This window comes from Enterobacter cloacae complex sp. IR53041 (assembly GCF_049238285.1).
Classification (GTDB): Bacteria; Pseudomonadota; Gammaproteobacteria; order Enterobacterales; family Enterobacteriaceae; genus Enterobacter; species Enterobacter roggenkampii.
This window is the reverse complement of record NZ_JBMKHB010000007.1, coordinates 1-15,840: the sequence shown is the minus strand read 5'-3', so window position 1 is coordinate 15,840 and position 15,840 is coordinate 1. Positions and strand designations below refer to the sequence as shown.

Genomic DNA, 15,840 nt, shown 5'->3' with positions numbered 1-15,840 from the left:
AGTCACAAAATCTGGCTGAGATGGAGCTGGCCCATCAGCAGCGGGTTATCGCTGTAGTCGACGGGAATGGCCACCACGGCCGGGCCATCCACATCCATTGCCGCACGCAGCGTGGGTTCGAGCGCGTCGGCGCTCTCCACGGCAAAGCCTTTCGCGCCAAAGGCGTCGGCATAGACTTTGAAATCGACCGGGCCGAACTCGACGCCGGAAAGACGCTGGTATTTTTTCTCTTCCTGAATGGCAACCATGTTGTAGCCGTTATCCACCCAGATGATGTGCAGCACGTTAGCGTTGAGGCGCACCGCGGTTTCCAGCTCCATGCTCGACTGCAGGAAGCCGCCGTCGCCGGAGACCGACACCACCTTGCGGCTCGGGTTGACCAGCCACGCGCCAATGGCCCACGGCAGCGCGACGCCCATGGTCTGCTGGCCGTTGGAGATCATCACCTGGCGCGCCCGGAAGCTGTAGAGATAGCGGGCGATCCAGATGTGGAAGCTGCCCATGTCGACGGTCAGGGTCACGTCGTTATTCACGATGTCCTGCATGGCCCGCACGATACGCAGCGGATGCAGGGCGAACTGATTAAGCGAGGCGCCGCGACGATCGAGCAGATCGCGCTGATGCTGGCGATCGACCAGAATTTCGGAGGCCCGCTGGCTCAGCTCAAGCTTGTGGTCGATACGGTTAGCGAGCTGATTCAGGGTTTCGGCGATGTCCCCCACCAGCTCCAGATCCGGCACGTAGTTACGTTCTTCATAGGCTGGCAGCACATCAATGTGCACCAGCGTGGCGTCGCCGCTGTTCCACATGGACGGCTCGTACTCCACCGGGCTGTAGCCGATGCAGATAATCAGATCCGCCAGATGGAGCAGCCGGTCACCCGCCTGGTTATTGAACAGACCGACGCGTCCGGCGAAACGGGTGAAGTGCTCCTGGTTCACCGCCCCGGCGGCCTGATAGGTGCTGGTGACCGGAATACGGCTTTTCTCCAGCAGCGTGCGCAGCGCCGCGCTGTTGGCGGGCTGGCTCGCCATCAGCCCCAGCAGGATGACCGGGTTTTTGGCCTTTTCGATAAGCTTCGCCACATCGTTGATAGCGGATTCCGGTGCCGGGCCCATCAGCGCGGGACCGCTGGCGGGTAAAATCGCCCCCGTGGCGGGCTGGTCGACAATATCCTGCGGCAGGCTGACGAACGCGCCCCCCGGCCTGCCGTGCTCGGCGGCGCGAAACGCATTCGATACCACCTCAGCAATCGCGTCCGGCGCACTCACCTCCACGGCGTATTTGGTGACCGGGCTGAACATGGCGACGGTGTCCATGCTCTGGTGCACCAGCTTGGCTTTATCCGCCCGCTTCACCGCCCCGCCCAGCGCCACCACCGGGTCGCCTTCGCTGTTGGCGGTAGCAATGCCGGTGATCAGGTTCGAGCAGCCCGGCCCGGAAGTGACCAGCGCCACCCCGGCCTTGCCGGTCAACCGCCCTACCGCCGCCGCCATAAACGCCGCGTTCGCCTCGTGGCGCACCGGGATGATCTCAATGGAGGAGTCCAGCAGGGAGTCAAAGACCTTGTCGATTTTCGCCCCCGGGATCCCGAACACCTGCTTCACGCCCTGCGCTTCCAGCTGGCCGACAACCAAATCGGCGCCGTGCGCCCACTGACGTGACTGTTTCTCACTGTTCACGGTAGTTCTCCTGTTAGTTTTCGACGGCACGGATCGCCGCATCGAGATTGCTGGGGTGAAGGTTGGCCTGTAAAAACGCGCTGTCGGCGGGCAGGTCGATCATCAGCTTGTGAATTTCACCGAAGGTGAGCACGCCGCTCTCCAGCTGGTAGTCGAGCAGATGCCCCCCACCCTGACGGTCGTCGGTAATGAAATGTTCGTGGTAGCCCGCCACGTTGATGCCCTGCATATGCTGCGGCGTGCGGAACCCGACCAGCACCCCTTCACGCTGGTTAAAGCGGAACACCGGCTGGTCGTCCAGCACGTCGGTCATCGCGCGATACGGCGGCTTCTGGCGCGGTACCGTTCGGGTGTGGGCATGGCGGAAGTTGCCGTCAATGCGCAACGCGCAGAACAGGTTATCGGAGGGGATCTGCTGGTCGATCGCATCGTGGATCTGCTGACGGCTGACCGGCGCATTGAAGGTGATACGGTACTGCGGCTGGAACCAGGTCATCACCGCAAACGGCGTTTTTTGCTCCGGCTTCGCGGCCCGGGCGCTGCCGTCGGCGCGCAGCTGGTACACCTGGCTGCTGAAGGCGATCATTTCGCCGTCCAGCTCGTTGAAGGTGCCCAGACCAAAGTCACCGTGTGCCAGCAGATCGGCGATGGTGGTCTCTCCTTCATACACGCCGCTTAGCAGGGCGCTCATTAGCGATGTCTGATAGATCACGCTGTCAGGATGCTGGGCAGAGAACCCGCGCAGGGTCTCGCACAGACTGGCTTCACAGTCGCAGGCAGATGAATGCACCATCATGCTCGTCCTCTTCAACTTTATTTAGAAAGGTTAAATAAATGTTGACCCGATTCAGCAGAGAGTTCCAATATAGAAACCATGCTGGTTTGAGACGTTTTAGATATGGAACTTCGTTATCTGCGGTATTTTGTCGCGGTTGCACGCGAGCGACACTTCACCAGGGCGGCCGAAGCGCTGGGTATTTCGCAGCCTCCTCTGAGTCAGCAGATCAAACGGATCGAAGAGGAAGTGGGCACGCCGCTGTTCAGGCGCCTGACGCGGGGCGTGGAGCTGACCGAAGCGGGAGAAGCCTTCTATGAGGACGCCTGCAAGATCCTGGCGCTGAGCGATGCCGCGCTGGAGAAAGCCCGCGGCATCGCGCGCGGGCTGAACGGCAACCTGTCGATTGGCATCACCAGCTCCGACGCTTTTCATCCCAAAATCTTTACCCTGATTCGCCAGTTTCAGGTGCAGAACATGGCGGTGCAGGTTCATCAGGTGGAAGCCAATATGTCGTCGCTGACGACGATGCTGGCGGAGGGTGAACTGGATATCGCCTTCGTGCGCCTGCCGTGCGAGAGCAGCAAGGCGTTCGAGTTAAAAATCCTCGACCGGGAGCCGATGGTGGTGGCGCTGCATCGCGATCATCCGCTGGCGGCGTGCGATTCGCTGGCGTTGGAGCAGCTTCGGGATACGCCGGTGGTGCTGTTCCCGCAGGAGGTCGCGCCCGGCCTGTACGACCGGGTTCACGGCTGCTGCGAGCGGGCCGGGATCGACGTGCAGCACGCGCTGCAGTCGTCACAGCTTTCATCCTCCCTGAGCATGGTTTCCGCTGGCGGCGGGTTTGCGCTGGTGCCGAAATCCATGGCGGCCATTTCTCCGCCAAATGTCACCTACCACGCGCTGAGCTCGCCGGAGCTGTATACCGACATCGCGCTCTGCTGGCGGCGCTTTGAACGCTCGCGGACGGTGAAGCGGTTTCTGGCGATGATGAGCGAGGGGTAGCGGCCGGTTTGGTTGGTGGTTTTTGTAGGCCGGGTAAGGCGTAGCCGCCACCCGGCAATGCCCTTCTGGAAGCCGCCTCGCAAACCTGCAAGCAACCTTATGTAATTCAGGGTTATCCCCTTTCCATCCTTTTTTCACCGCCGTAAAGTGCCTGCGTTGCGGCCCATACGTAACCGGGCGTAGGAACCCGTTAGCATAACGTGACATTTTTACTTAAAGAGGATGCTAAATGGCTACTGTCCCTGAGTTTTCTTATGCGCTCTCTGAAGAAAGCGCTGTTCACCACCTCATCGATCTTCAACTTTGCGATTCCGCAGATCTCTTCGAACTGGCTGACACCTGCGCCGCCTGCGTGAGCGTGCTGGTTGAAACTGACGATCCTGTGACATTTTCTATACTTTGCGAGCGCTTGCTGGCACTGCTTAAACGCCTGCGTGAATGTTGCGATACAGAACTTCCCCCGCATCTGGTTGAACGGCTTATCGCAGGAGAAAAGATCGTTTCCTGCGTGCCAGACTGCTGGCAGGAGACGACGTTGCAGGTGGATTATGCCGTGGCGTTAACGCTGGCGGTGATGGGCGGGACACTGCCTGCGCGCGTGGCGAAAGAACTCACCGGGTTGCTGCACGATATGGTCTGGCTGCTGGCGGAGTTTGTGAAGGAGCCGTATATCGCGGCGCACTGAGACGGGTGATGGAAGGCCGGAATTCTGCTGCTGCGGATGGGGGAGCATTTCGGCCAGATACCCCTCTCTTTTCCTGGTAATTGCTTGCGGAACGCCATCTGATACTCTGGCTGCACTCAAGGGATGACAAGGAAGAGAAATGCTGAATCCTGGATTCGTAACCCGCAAAGCGCTTGCTCAGTGGCAGGATGTCCCCGCTTTTTTACCTCAGTTCCAGTTTCATGAAAAACACCGAACGGTCATACATACTGCGCATCCCGAACATATTCTGCCATTCATTGCTAACTTTGACGTCCGGCAAGATGTCGTCATTCGGCGGCTGATGTTTTTACGGCAATTACCGCAGAAATTTCTGCGTAATCAGCAGGCTAACTCCATCGGCAACTTTGGCCTGCACAGTTTTACCCTTTTGAAAAACTCAGCATCTGAGCTCTGCTATGGCTTGCGAGGACAGTTCTGGCGTTCAGATTTTGGTCTGGAAAAAGTACCGGATGTCAGCGCTTTTCAGACGTCAGTGACGCCGGGCAGCGCGACATTGTTGCTACGCTATCAGGTAACGGAATTGGCGCCAGGGCAGCATGAACTCAATACAGAAACGTTCGTCTATTGCCCGGACAGAAGCACCCGGCTCAGGATGGCGGCTTACTGGCTGATAATCCGGGCGGGCAGCGGCTGGATCCGCAGGAGAACGCTGAAAGCGGTTAGGTTGAATATCGAGAAGCTGGACTGAAGTGCAACAGATAACCTTATGGCGTTCAGCGTTAGCACTTCGCTTTAAATATCCGTTTCCGGACGAGAACTGCCGGGAAGAAATGTTTGAGGAGCGGTTATTAGCAAAAAGCGGTACCGATCAACCGCCTTTAAAATGAATACCTGCGCGGCGGATATTCACCCTTAACACAAATTTACGCGGAAAATTACCTGTACAGTACACTTATTTATCGGTCAGTTGCGTTTGTAATAGACTTCGTTTAATCTATTGTAAATTATAAAATACTTCAAAGGTCCATATATGGAATGGGGATGCATAAAGTGTGGGGTCGAAATACCTCAGGACAGAGAGTTTTGCGACAGTTGCGAAGATAAAAACTTCAGGAAAATTGGAGGCTTTCTTTTTCTCCCTCTTATAGGATTAGTGGTCACTGCTGCTTCCTATCTTTTTGCAATGACAGATGCATTTAAATTTACGATAGAAAACTATTCGCATTTGAATGCAAATGCAAAAATCTTCTTCATGCTTTCCCTGGTTATTTATATAGGCGAATTTCTTTTTACAGTCACCGTTCTTTCATTTTTCCTAAAAAAGAAGAAATCGCTACCAAAGCTTTATATTTTGTTTTTAATATCAATCGTGACGACAATGTCATTTAATACCTACTTGCTTTACATATTAATTCCTGGCGCTGAAATTGGCTATAATGAACTTGTGCCTGTTTTTAGAAACGTAATTACGGCTTTAATTTTGATTCCCTATTTCATAACCTCTGCTCGCGTAAAAAGAACGTTTATCCGATAAAAGCACGAGTGGCTTCATCATTTTGATGACAGAAGATGCATGGCTATACTAATACACATACAGTCATCAACACTGAGCGGACGCTATCACCGTCCGCTCATTATACGGAAAGGGCAGAAAAGTGGGTAAGGTCCGCACTGAGTTAAGAACGGACACTCTTGTAGAAAGCATGGCGTCGGATTATAGTGAGAGCATTGATTGATAAGTGAGTAGAATCAGAACAGTAGCCAATGAAACAAAAACTTCGCAAACGTAACCAGGACTGGATATCAAGGCAATTACAACGTGCGCGCAAAGAGAAAATGCCGTTAAGTTTCTTTATTAATTTTCCTTCAATACGAGCAACTGCGTGTAATGGTCAGCGCCTTAAACGGCGTGGTCGTCTCAAGCCTGACTGGAGTCGCGCATTGTTTCATCCGGGGTGGGGAGAAGTGCCGATTATTGGACCGCAAGGCTCAGTGTATTGGTTTGAGGGGTTTGATAAGGAACAATTACCTGCAGAATTGATGCCGCTATGGGAAGATGTTTGATTGTATTGACTTTGAATTAATAACTTTCAGTGTAACGCTTAGACAGTGAGGAGTAGAGGCCAATTCTACTCAAAGACTAACGTATTCCTGTTAGCCATTAACCGATTTTATCTAGTTAAAGATAATCTACATAGCTGACCGAATCTGCGTATCCCCAAATTCTATAACCGGTTGATACCTCGATTCCTGGGAGATGAATAGCGCGAAGAATAGTACCTACCATGGTATGTTGTTCAACTGAGTTTGTCATAATATCAAGATACTTGATATCCAAATAGCCACCTTCACAGAAATGGTAAAACCACTCGCCATCAACTGCAGATTCATAGCCATTGAGAAAAGTGATTTTCCATAAGGGGGAAGATTCAATGCTAACCATTGCCATGCGGATCTCATTCCATTTTGTATTATTCATGCAGCTATAAAGCATTTGAACCTCCCGGGATCTGCTCCCGACAGATTAACACGCTACTAGGATAACAACGTAAAATTATGGCACAAAGCTGAACTTCATATTCACTTGTCTTCCCCCCTCTCTATCGCCCCACCGCCACTCTCAGGTACGAATCCGTGAACGCGTTTATCACCATGTTCATAAAAGTGATGGGCAGCACGGCCGCCCATTACTTTGCCGAACGGAAAAACAGTAACCGTTAACCCGGCCCCTCGCTCCCCGCCGCCAGCAGCGGCACCACCACGTCGCTGATGGGCACCGCAATGCCATGTTTGCGGCCGTAGCGCTGGATCACGCCGTTGCGGATGTCCCACTCCATAGGGCGATCCGCCTGACGGTCAGCGAGAATCGACGTGCCGAGGTCCTCAGGCGCGCGCTGAAAGTTCGCCAGAATCTCCTGCGCCACGTCATCGGCCAGCTTCGCCCCCTCGGCGCGGGCGACAGTAAGCCCTTCCCGCAGATAGGCCAGCGAAAGTTCGCTGATATCCTCGCGCCTGAACATCCCGGCTCGGCGGTTAGCGAGCACTATCAGCCCGGCTACAGCATTTTGCAGCAGCTTGCGCCAGGCGACGGTGGGGAAATCAGCCGAGAGTTCAACTTCACAGCGCGTACCGCGAAGCGCCTCGACCACCCGCTGCGCCTGCGGCACGTCCGGCAGCGTCAGGCGCGGTTTGGCCCGCAGCCAGACGGAGGCATCCGGCTCGCGCTGCGCCGGGAACCAGACCACCGACGGCAGCACCGTTGCGCCACTGACCAAAGGCTCAAGCTGCGCCTTCTGCTCTACGCCATTTTGCAGCGCGCAGACCACGGTATTTTCATCGCAAAGGGCGCGCAGCCACCCGGCGCTGTCGGCATTTTGCGTCGTTTTTACCGCGATAAACACGAGGTCAACGGGGCGCGTGATGGCCGCTGGATCGGTTAATACCGGACCGGGCACCACCGTTTCACCCTCATCGTGACGCAGGCGTAATTCCGGATGCGCGGTGCGTCCGCAGAGCAGCGGCGTGCGGCCCGCGTCATGCAACACCGCGGCAATGGTGGTCCCAATCGCACCGGGACCAATCAGCGCAATGGTTGGATAGTCAGACATGTGTCACTCCCCTTTTGCTAAGCCTGCTATCAGTTATACCACCCTGAGACGAGCGCGCCACACCCGTTGTCTATACTCAACATTCACAGACAACGGAGTGCGCCATGCCTTTACCCGATTTTAAATCCTCTGAACCGTTCACCCTTGGCATCGAGCTCGAACTGCAGGTGGTTAACCCGCCGGGATACGACCTCAGCCAGGACTCCTCCGCGCTCATCGCCGCCGTCAAAGACGACATCAAAGGCGGAGAGGTCAAACACGACATTACCGAAAGCATGCTCGAAATCGCCACTGGCGTGTGTCAGACCATCGACCAGGCGGCGGCGCAGTTCTCGGTGATGCAGCAGAGCATCCTGCGCGCCGCGGCGGAGCAGCACATCCAGATCTGCGGCGGCGGGACGCATCCGTTCCAGAAGTGGCAGCGCCAGGAGGTGTGCGACGACGAGCGCTATAACGTCACGCTGGAGCGCTTTGGCTATCTGATTTTGCAGGCGACGGTATTCGGCCAGCACGTTCACGTCGGCTGCCGGACCGGAGATGACGCCATTTACCTGCTGCACGGCCTGTCGCGCTTTGTACCGCACTTTATCGCCCTGGCGGCCGCCTCGCCGTACATGCAGGGCACGGACACGAAGTTCTCCTCGTCGCGGCTCAACATCTTCTCCGGGTTCCCGGATAACGGCCAGATGCCGTGGGTCAACAGCTGGCAGGAGTTCGAAGGGCTGTTCCGCCGCCTGAGCGCCACCAGCATGATCGACAGCATCAAAGATCTGCACTGGGATATTCGCCCCAGCCCGCATTTTGGCACCGTGGAGGTGCGGGTGATGGATACGCCGCTGACGCTCGGCCACGCGATTAACATCGCCGGGCTGATTCAGGCCACGTCGCACTGGCTGCTGACCACGCGGCCTTATAAGCATCAGGAACGGGATTTTCTGCTCTACCGTTTTAACCGTTTTCAGGCGTGTCGCTACGGGCTGGAGGGGATCCTGACGGACGTGCACACCGGCGAGCACAAAACCGTGGCGGAAGATATCGCCTGGCTGCTGGAGCAGGTGGCGCCGTCGGCCGAGAAGCTCGGCGCGACAAGCGCAATCAATGAAATTGCCCTGCTGTTAAAGCAGGGCAAGAGCGAGGCGCAGCGCATGCGGGACTTTATCGCCGACGGCGGCTCGCTGATTTCTCTGGTGCAGAAGCACTGCGAGCTGTGGGCGACGAGTCCGTAAGGCCGTGGCCCCACTCCCGCAGGCGCTGGAACAGCACGAACAGCGCGGGGATGAACAGAATCCCCACCACGGTCGCCACCAGCATGCCGCTGAAGACCGTGGTGCCGATGATGCGGCGGCTCTGGGCGCCTGCGCCGGTCGCCAGCATCATCGGCAAAACGCCGATAATGAACGACACGGCGGTCATCATCACCGCCCGGAAGCGGCGCGAGGCCCCTTCCCGCGCGGCATCGACAATCGCCATTCCGTCCATACGCCGCGCGCGGGCGAACTCGACGATAAGAATCGCGTTCTTGGCCGCTAACGCGATCAGCAATACCAGACCAATCTGCACGTACACGTCGTTGGCGTAGCCCGCCAGCCACAGCCAGACCAGCGCCCCACCGAGAGCGAACAGCACCGAGAGCATCACGCTTGCCGGGAGCGTCCAGCTCTCGTACTGGGCGACGAGGAACAGCCACGCCATCACCACCGCCGCCAGCACGATCCAGATCGCCTGATTGCCGGTCTGCTGCTCCTGATACGACATGCCGCTCCAGGCGTAGTCGTAGCCGGCCGGCAGGCTCTGCGCCAGGATCTCGCCCATCGCCGCCATGGCGGTGCTGCTGCTCACCCCAGCGGCTGCCGAGCCGCTCACCGACACGGACGGGAACTGGTTGTACTGCTGCAGGAACGGCGCGCCGACGGTCGGCGTGATGGTGACGAGGTTGCTCAGGCGCACCCGCTCGCCGCTGTTGCTGCGCACGAACAGCTCGCCGATCTGCTCGGCGCGCTCGCGCCACTGCATCTCGTTCTGCATCACCACGTGGTAGACGCGGTTGTTGATGCTGAAATCCCCGGCGCGGGTGCCGCCAAAAGCGGTTTGCAGGCTGCTGAAGATGCGCGATACCGGCACGTCGAGGCGGGCGGCGCGCTCGCGGTCAACGGTCAGCGTCAGCTGCGGCACGTTGCTGCTCCAGGTGGTGAACACGCGGCTCAGCTGCGGGTGCTGGTTGGCTTTCATCAGCACCTCGCGGGTGACGCGCTCCAGCTCCGCCGGGCTCTGCCCCGCCTGAGACTGGATACGCAGGTCGAAGCCCGAAGCGTTACCCAGCCCCGGCAGCGTCGGCGGCGCGAAGGTCATGATGGTCGCCTCCGGCAGGGCCAGCAGCTGGCGCTGAAGGGTACCCATCACCTCATCCAGCGGCGGACGCTCGCTCCAGTCTTTGAGCATGATGGAGATAAACCCGCCGTTGGAGGCGCTGGTGCCGTTGAGGATGTTAAACCCGGAGACCTGAATCACGTCTTTCACCGCCGGATTTTGGGCGATCAGCTCTCGCGCGGTGGTCATCACCGCTTCGGTGCGCTCCAGCGAAGCCGCTTCCGGCAGCTGAACGCTGGCGAAGAAGTAGCCCTGGTCCTCCTGCGGCAGGAAGCCTTTTGGCATCGACGTAAAGCTGAACAGCACGACGGCCGCCGCGCCCGCGGTGGCCAGCAGCGCCAGCCACGGACGCAGGTTTAAGACATGCACGAGGCGGGTGTACAAACCGCGCGTGGCGTCCAGCCCGCGGTTGAAGACGCGATAAACGGCCGCCGGTTTCTCCGGGCGCGGACGCAGCAGCATCGCGCACAGCGCGGGCGTCAGGGTCAGCGCCACCAGGCTTGAGAGCGTCACGGCCGTCGAGAGCGTCACCGCGAACTGGCGGTACAGCTCGCCGACAATCCCCGGCAGCAGCGCCACCGGCACAAACACCGCCAGCAGCACCAGCGTGGTGGCAATCACCGGCCCGGCAATCTGGCGCAGCGCCAGCGCGGTCGCCGCCGTGCTGCTCTGCCCTTCCGCCATCAGCGTTTCGACGCTTTCCACCACCACGATGGCGTCATCCACCACCATGGTCAGCGCCAGAATGATGGCGAACAGGCTCAGCGTATTGGCGGAGTAGCCGAGCGCGTAGAGCACCGCAAAGGTGCCCACCAGCGACACCGGAATGGCAAGCGCGACAATCAGCGTCGCGCGCCAGCTTTGCAGGAACAGGGAAACGACCACCACCACCGCCAGCATCGTGAGCGCCAGCGAGGCGCCGATCTCTTTAATGGTGGCGGCGACAAAGGTGGTGGTGTCGAATTTCACCTCATAGACCAGGTCGTCCGGGAAGCGCGTCGAGAGGCGCTCCAGCTCCCCGCGCACCGCGTCGGCCACGCGCAGGGCGTTGGCGGACGGCGTCGGGTAGATACCCAAATAGGCGGAGTCGTGCCCGTTCAGCTGCGCGCCGGAGCTGTAGCTGCGCGAGCCGAGCTCGATGGTGGCGACGTCCTTCAGGCGCACCAGCTGGCCCATCTCCCCGGCGCGAATAATGATGTCGGCAAACTCGTCGGCCTGGCTTAAGCGCCCCAGCCCGTTGATGGTCAGGGTCTGCTGCTGGCCGTTAAACACCGGCGGGGTGCCCACCTGGCCTGCCGCGCCCTGTACGTTCTGCTCGCGCAGCGCCTGCGCCACGTCATCGGTGGTGACGTTCAGGGCGTTCATGCGGTCCGGGCGCAGCCAGATGCGCATGCTGTAGTCGCGCGCGCCAAACATCTGCACCTGCCCGACGCCCGGCAGACGCGACAGCGCCTCGCGCACCTGGGTGCTGGCGTAGTTGCTGACGAACAGCGGCGTGTGGGTGTTATTCGGTGAGTAAAGACTTACCCCCATCATCAGGTTGGTGGCCCGCTTGCGCACCTGCACGCCGTTTTGCTGCGCCTCGGTGGGCAGCTGCGCCACGGCCTGCGCCACGCGGTTTTGCACGTCGATGGCGGCGAGATCCGGATCGGTCCCCGCCGCAAAGGTGATGTTCAGGCTGTAAGTGCCTTCGTCCGAGCTGGTGGACTCCATGTAGAGCATATGGTCCACGCCGTTCAGCTGCGTCTCCAGCGGCGTGGCGATGGCCTCCGCCACGTCGGCCGAGCTGGCGCCCGGCCAGCTGGCAGAGACGTTCACCACCGGCGGCGCGATCTGCGGGTACTGCTCCACCGGGATAATCCTCAGCGCGATGGCCCCCAGCAGGGTGATGACCAGCGCAATCACCATCGCGAAGCGCGGGCGTTTGATGAAAAACGTCAGCATGATGGCTCCTTAATTGAGTATCTGGACGGCAGCGCCGGGCTGCACGCGCTGCGCGCCGTCAGTAATCGCTCGCTCACCGGGCTTCACGCCGGAGGCAATCTGAAACTGCTGGCTAATCTGACCAGCCACGTTCAGCGGGCGCATTTCGGCGTTGCCGTCGGCATTAACCACCCAGGCAAAGAAGCCGTCGCCGTTCTGCTGGACTGCGGCGGCGGGGAGGGTCAGCACCGGCTGCTCGCATGCCGGGCGCAAATAGACATTCACGTTGCCGCCGGGCAGCAGCTGATGGCGCGGATTGGCAAACTCGGCGCGCAGCATCACGCTGGCGGTGCGCGGGTCAACGCGGTTATCCACTGACGTCAGCTCGCCGCTGACGCGCTGGCCGTTGCTGCCGATCAGCGCCTGCCAGGCACGCTTCATGGCGTTGATATCCGCATGCTGTCCGGCTTTGGCGGCAAACGCCCCCTCTTCCAGCGCAAAGGCGATGCGGATCGGGTCAAGCTGCACCACCTCCACCAAAACGCCGCTCGCCGGGTTGACCAGGCTACCCACGTGGAAGCTGCTGTGCCCCACGCGGCCGTCAATCGGCGAGGTGATGCGGGTGTAGCTCAGGGTGACGCGGCGGGCGTCGAGCCGGGCCTTCGCCTGCTCGAGAGCGGCGCTGGCGACGTCGCGCTGCATGCGGGCGTTGTCCACGTCGTGGCGGCTGATGGCGTTGCTGCTGCCGAGGCTTTCAAAGCGGGAAAGCTGCTGCTGCGCCTGGCGCAGCGTGGCTTCGGCGCTTTTCACTTCGGCCTGCGCCAGGCGCAGGGCGGCGCGCGGCTCGGCGTCGTCCAGCTCAAACAGCACGTCGCCTTTTTTCACGTACTGCCCGTCGCGGAAGTGGATTTTGGCGATCGCGCCCTCCGTGCGCGCCCGTAGCTCAACGGTGTGAATGGCTTCGATGCGGCCCGGGATCTGGCGCTCGGCGGCGTGGGCGGTTTGCTCCACGGTGGCGACGCGAACGGGAATGGCGGCAGCGAATGCGGGGTGCAGAGTGCAGGCGAGGAGCGCGAACAGGAGTGGGAGTTTCATGGGAGTACCTCAGGGTTGTTGCCCTCACCCCGGCCCTCTCCCACAGGGAGAGGGAGGTCAGAGTCCCCTCTCCCCGTGGGAGAGGGTTAGGGTGAAGGCAAAAGGTTATGCAGCCTTACGGAACCTGCGGGTCAGCCGCTTCTCGATTTCGACGACGAAGAACATCACGCCTGCAACGGCCAGGGTCACAAACCAGTAACGCAGCGGCAGGGCTTCGGTACCGAACAGCATCTGCATAAACGGCAGGTAGATAATCGCCGCCTGGAGCAGGAACAGCACGCCCGTCACCAGCCAGATCCCTTTGTTCGCCAGCAGGCCGCGGTTGAGGGAGAACCCTTCGGTGTTGCGGCAGTTAATCATGTATACCCACTGTGCGCAGACCAGCATCTGCAGCAGCACGGTGCGGATGAACTCCGCGCTGTGGCCGCGCGGGGCCAGCCAGGCTTCCAGCGCAAAGGCGGCGATGGCAATCATGGTGCCGACGAAGGCCACGCGCCAGACGGCGTAGGTGTCCATCACGTGCTGGCCGGTCTGACGCGGCGGACGGCGCATGATGTTGCGCTCGGCGGCTTCAAAGGCCAGGCCGAAGGAGAGCGTGGCGGAGGTCGCCATGTTCATCCACAGGATCAGCACCGGCGTCAGCGGAATGATGTTCCCCGCCAGCAGCGCAATCACAATCAGCAGCCCCTGCGCCAGGTTGGTCGGCATGATGAACAGGATGGTCTTCTTCAGGTTGTCGTAAACGCGACGCCCCTCTTTCACCGCGCTGGCAATGGTGGCGAAGTTATCGTCCGTCAGGACCATGTCCGCCGCCTCTTTGGTCACTTCCGTGCCCTTAATGCCCATCGCAATGCCCACGTCTGCCTGACGCAGCGCCGGGGCGTCGTTCACGCCGTCACCGGTCATGCCGACAATTTCACCTTTGTCCTGCAGCGCTTTCACCAGGCGCAGCTTATGCTCCGGGCTGGTACGGGCGAAGATGTCATACTTCACCGCGGCTTCCGCCAGCGCGGCGTCGTCCATCTTCTCCAGCTCATAGCCGGTGACCGCCTGCTCGCTGTTGCTGATCCCCAGCATCTGCCCGATGCTCATTGCCGTCTGCGGGTGATCGCCGGTGATCATCTTCACGCGGATCCCCGCCTGCTGGCAGGCGTTAATCGCGTCAATCGCTTCCGGGCGCGGCGGATCCATCATCCCGGCGATGCCGAGGAAGATCAGGCCGTGGCTCAGGTCATCGTGCGTCAGTTCCTCCTCGCCGTTCGCCGGCTTGAACGCCGCGGCGACCATGCGCAGCCCCTGACGCGCATAGCGCTCCATCTCACTTTCCCAGTACGCGCGGTTGAAGGCTTCCGCACCGTGACGGGTCTGCTGCTCGGCGCACAAGGCGAAAATGACGTCCGGCGCCCCGGTGATCAGGATCTGCTCCTCACCGCCAATCTGGTAGTGGGTGCTCATGTACTTGTACTGCGAGTCGAACGGGATTTTGTTAACCAGCGTGGTCGTGACCGGCTCAAGGTTGGCCTTCGCCGCCAGCACCTTCAGCGCGCCCTCGGTCGGCCCACCGGTAATGCCCCACAGCCCGCGCTCGTCCTGAATCAGCTGGCTGTCGTTACACAGGTCGATGGTGCGCAGGTACTGCTCCAGCACAGTGCCCGGCTGGATGTGGACCGGCTCGTCGCTGCCTTCCAGGTAGAGGTTACCCACCGGCTCGTAGCTGTTGCCGTCCACGCGGTAGCAGGCGTCGGCGGTGATGATGGCTTTGACCGTCATCTCGTTCATGGTCAGGGTGCCGGTTTTATCCGAGCAGACCACGGTCATCGCGCCAAGCGTTTCCACCGTCGGCAGCTTGCGGATAATCGCCCGCTTGCGCGCCATCGCCTGCACGCCCAGGGAGAGGATGATGGAGATAATCGCCGGCAGACCTTCCGGTACGGAGGCGACCGCCAGGCTGATCAGGGAGAGCAGCAGCTCGCCCATCGGGATCTCGCGGAACGCCAGGCTGAAGACAAACAGCGCGGCCATCATCGCCAGAATAATCGCAAAGATCGCCTTACCCAGCTTGTCCATCTGCACCAGCAGCGGCGTACGGTGCTTCTCGATCCCCGCCATCATCTGGTTGATGTGGCCGAGTTCCGTATCCTGACCGGTGGCGGTGACCACACCGACGCCGCCGCCCGCGCTGACGGTCGTTCCGGAGAAGACCATGTTGGTGCGATCGCCCAGCGGTAATTCGCCGCTCAGCGGATTAACGTGTTTATCCACCACGGTGGATTCACCGGTCAGAATCGCCTCTTCCACGCGTAAATTATGCGCTTCAATTAAACGCATATCCGCCGGAATACGATCCCCCGCGCGTAATACAATAATATCGCCCGGGACTATTTCAGTTGTGGGAATTGTTTCATGGTTGCCGTTACGAATAACGCGCGCCTCGCTGGCGAGCATATTACGAATACTCTTCAGGGATTTTTCCGCGTTGCTTTCCTGAATATGACCAATTAAGGCATTGATTACCGCCACGCCCAAAATAACCAGCGTATCAACCCAGTGGCCCATTACTGCCGTTAATACGGCGGCGGCCAGCAGGACATAAATCAGCACATCATTAAAATGGGCCAGGAAACGGGTAATGGTGCCAACTTACTGATTTAGTGTATGATGGTGTTTTTGAGGTGCGCCAGTGGCTTCTGTTTCTATCAGCTGTCCCTCCTGTTCAGC

Annotated in this window: 12 protein-coding genes and 2 pseudogenes; 7 read left to right on the top strand and 7 right to left on the bottom strand. The window is 59.6% G+C overall.

Going from position 1 to position 15,840, the window contains the following annotated elements; all coding sequences use genetic code 11:
• Positions 1-2: 2 nt before the first annotated feature.
• On the bottom strand, positions 3-1,724 hold the full coding sequence (gene alsS, locus ACOTXF_RS07030) for an acetolactate synthase AlsS (RefSeq protein ID WP_198921604.1): 1,722 nt from the start codon (positions 1,722-1,724) through the stop codon (positions 3-5).
• Entirely contained in the window at positions 1,696-2,475 is a 780-nt protein-coding gene (gene budA, locus ACOTXF_RS07025; protein ID WP_086374961.1) for an acetolactate decarboxylase, read from the bottom strand. The genes alsS and budA overlap by 29 nt, the downstream gene beginning before the upstream one ends.
• Positions 2,476-2,580: 105 nt before the next feature.
• On the opposite strand from budA, the gene ACOTXF_RS07020 reads away from it, so the two are divergent.
• From ACOTXF_RS07020 to ACOTXF_RS07000, 5 genes are all read left to right on the top strand, one after another.
• Positions 2,581-3,462, top strand: a complete 882-nt coding sequence (locus ACOTXF_RS07020) for a LysR family transcriptional regulator (RefSeq protein WP_048962790.1) — start codon at positions 2,581-2,583, stop codon at positions 3,460-3,462.
• A gap of 229 nt (positions 3,463-3,691) precedes the next feature.
• On the top strand, positions 3,692-4,147 hold the full coding sequence (locus tag ACOTXF_RS07015; protein ID WP_047746119.1) for a hypothetical protein: 456 nt from the start codon (positions 3,692-3,694) through the stop codon (positions 4,145-4,147).
• Positions 4,148-4,286: 139 nt separating this feature from the next.
• Positions 4,287-4,877: a hypothetical protein gene (locus ACOTXF_RS07010; RefSeq protein ID WP_047746116.1), complete on the top strand. Its 591-nt coding sequence runs from the start codon at positions 4,287-4,289 to the stop codon at positions 4,875-4,877.
• Between the two features lie 282 nt (positions 4,878-5,159).
• Entirely contained in the window at positions 5,160-5,663 is a 504-nt protein-coding gene (locus ACOTXF_RS07005; RefSeq protein ID WP_234115178.1) for a DUF2569 family protein, read from the top strand.
• Positions 5,664-5,893: 230 nt separating this feature from the next.
• Positions 5,894-6,193: a hypothetical protein gene (locus ACOTXF_RS07000; RefSeq protein ID WP_127913798.1), complete on the top strand. Its 300-nt coding sequence runs from the start codon at positions 5,894-5,896 to the stop codon at positions 6,191-6,193.
• Between the two features lie 115 nt (positions 6,194-6,308).
• On the opposite strand, the gene ACOTXF_RS06995 is transcribed toward ACOTXF_RS07000, so the two are convergent.
• Complete coding sequence (locus ACOTXF_RS06995; protein ID WP_008499398.1) at positions 6,309-6,623, bottom strand: DUF6678 family protein; 315 nt, start codon at positions 6,621-6,623, stop codon at positions 6,309-6,311.
• A gap of 119 nt (positions 6,624-6,742) precedes the next feature.
• On the opposite strand from ACOTXF_RS06995, the pseudogene ACOTXF_RS06990 reads away from it, so the two are divergent.
• Positions 6,743-6,850 (top strand): annotated as a pseudogene (locus ACOTXF_RS06990) (AraC family transcriptional regulator); the annotation flags it as partial.
• Here ACOTXF_RS06990 and ACOTXF_RS06985 read toward each other — a convergent pair.
• Entirely contained in the window at positions 6,847-7,737 is an 891-nt protein-coding gene (locus ACOTXF_RS06985) for an oxidoreductase (RefSeq protein WP_232926771.1), read from the bottom strand. The pseudogene ACOTXF_RS06990 and the gene ACOTXF_RS06985 overlap by 4 nt on opposite strands.
• Before the next feature lie 104 nt (positions 7,738-7,841).
• Here ACOTXF_RS06985 and ACOTXF_RS06980 point away from each other — a divergent pair, with 104 nt between their 5' ends.
• Positions 7,842-8,963, top strand: a complete 1,122-nt coding sequence (locus ACOTXF_RS06980) for a YbdK family carboxylate-amine ligase (protein WP_021242649.1) — start codon at positions 7,842-7,844, stop codon at positions 8,961-8,963.
• Here the strand turns inward: ACOTXF_RS06980 and ACOTXF_RS06975 are convergent.
• The 3 genes and pseudogenes from ACOTXF_RS06975 to ACOTXF_RS06965 form a co-directional block, all read right to left on the bottom strand.
• Positions 8,893-12,048, bottom strand: a complete 3,156-nt coding sequence (locus ACOTXF_RS06975) for an efflux RND transporter permease subunit (protein WP_048962788.1) — start codon at positions 12,046-12,048, stop codon at positions 8,893-8,895. The genes ACOTXF_RS06980 and ACOTXF_RS06975 overlap by 71 nt on opposite strands.
• 9 nt (positions 12,049-12,057) lie before the next feature.
• Entirely contained in the window at positions 12,058-13,122 is a 1,065-nt protein-coding gene (locus ACOTXF_RS06970) for an efflux RND transporter periplasmic adaptor subunit (protein WP_232926772.1), read from the bottom strand.
• A 105-nt stretch (positions 13,123-13,227) separates the two neighbouring features.
• Positions 13,228-15,747: pseudogene (locus ACOTXF_RS06965) on the bottom strand (cation-transporting P-type ATPase); the annotation flags it as partial.
• Between the last annotated feature and the right edge of the window lie 93 nt (positions 15,748-15,840).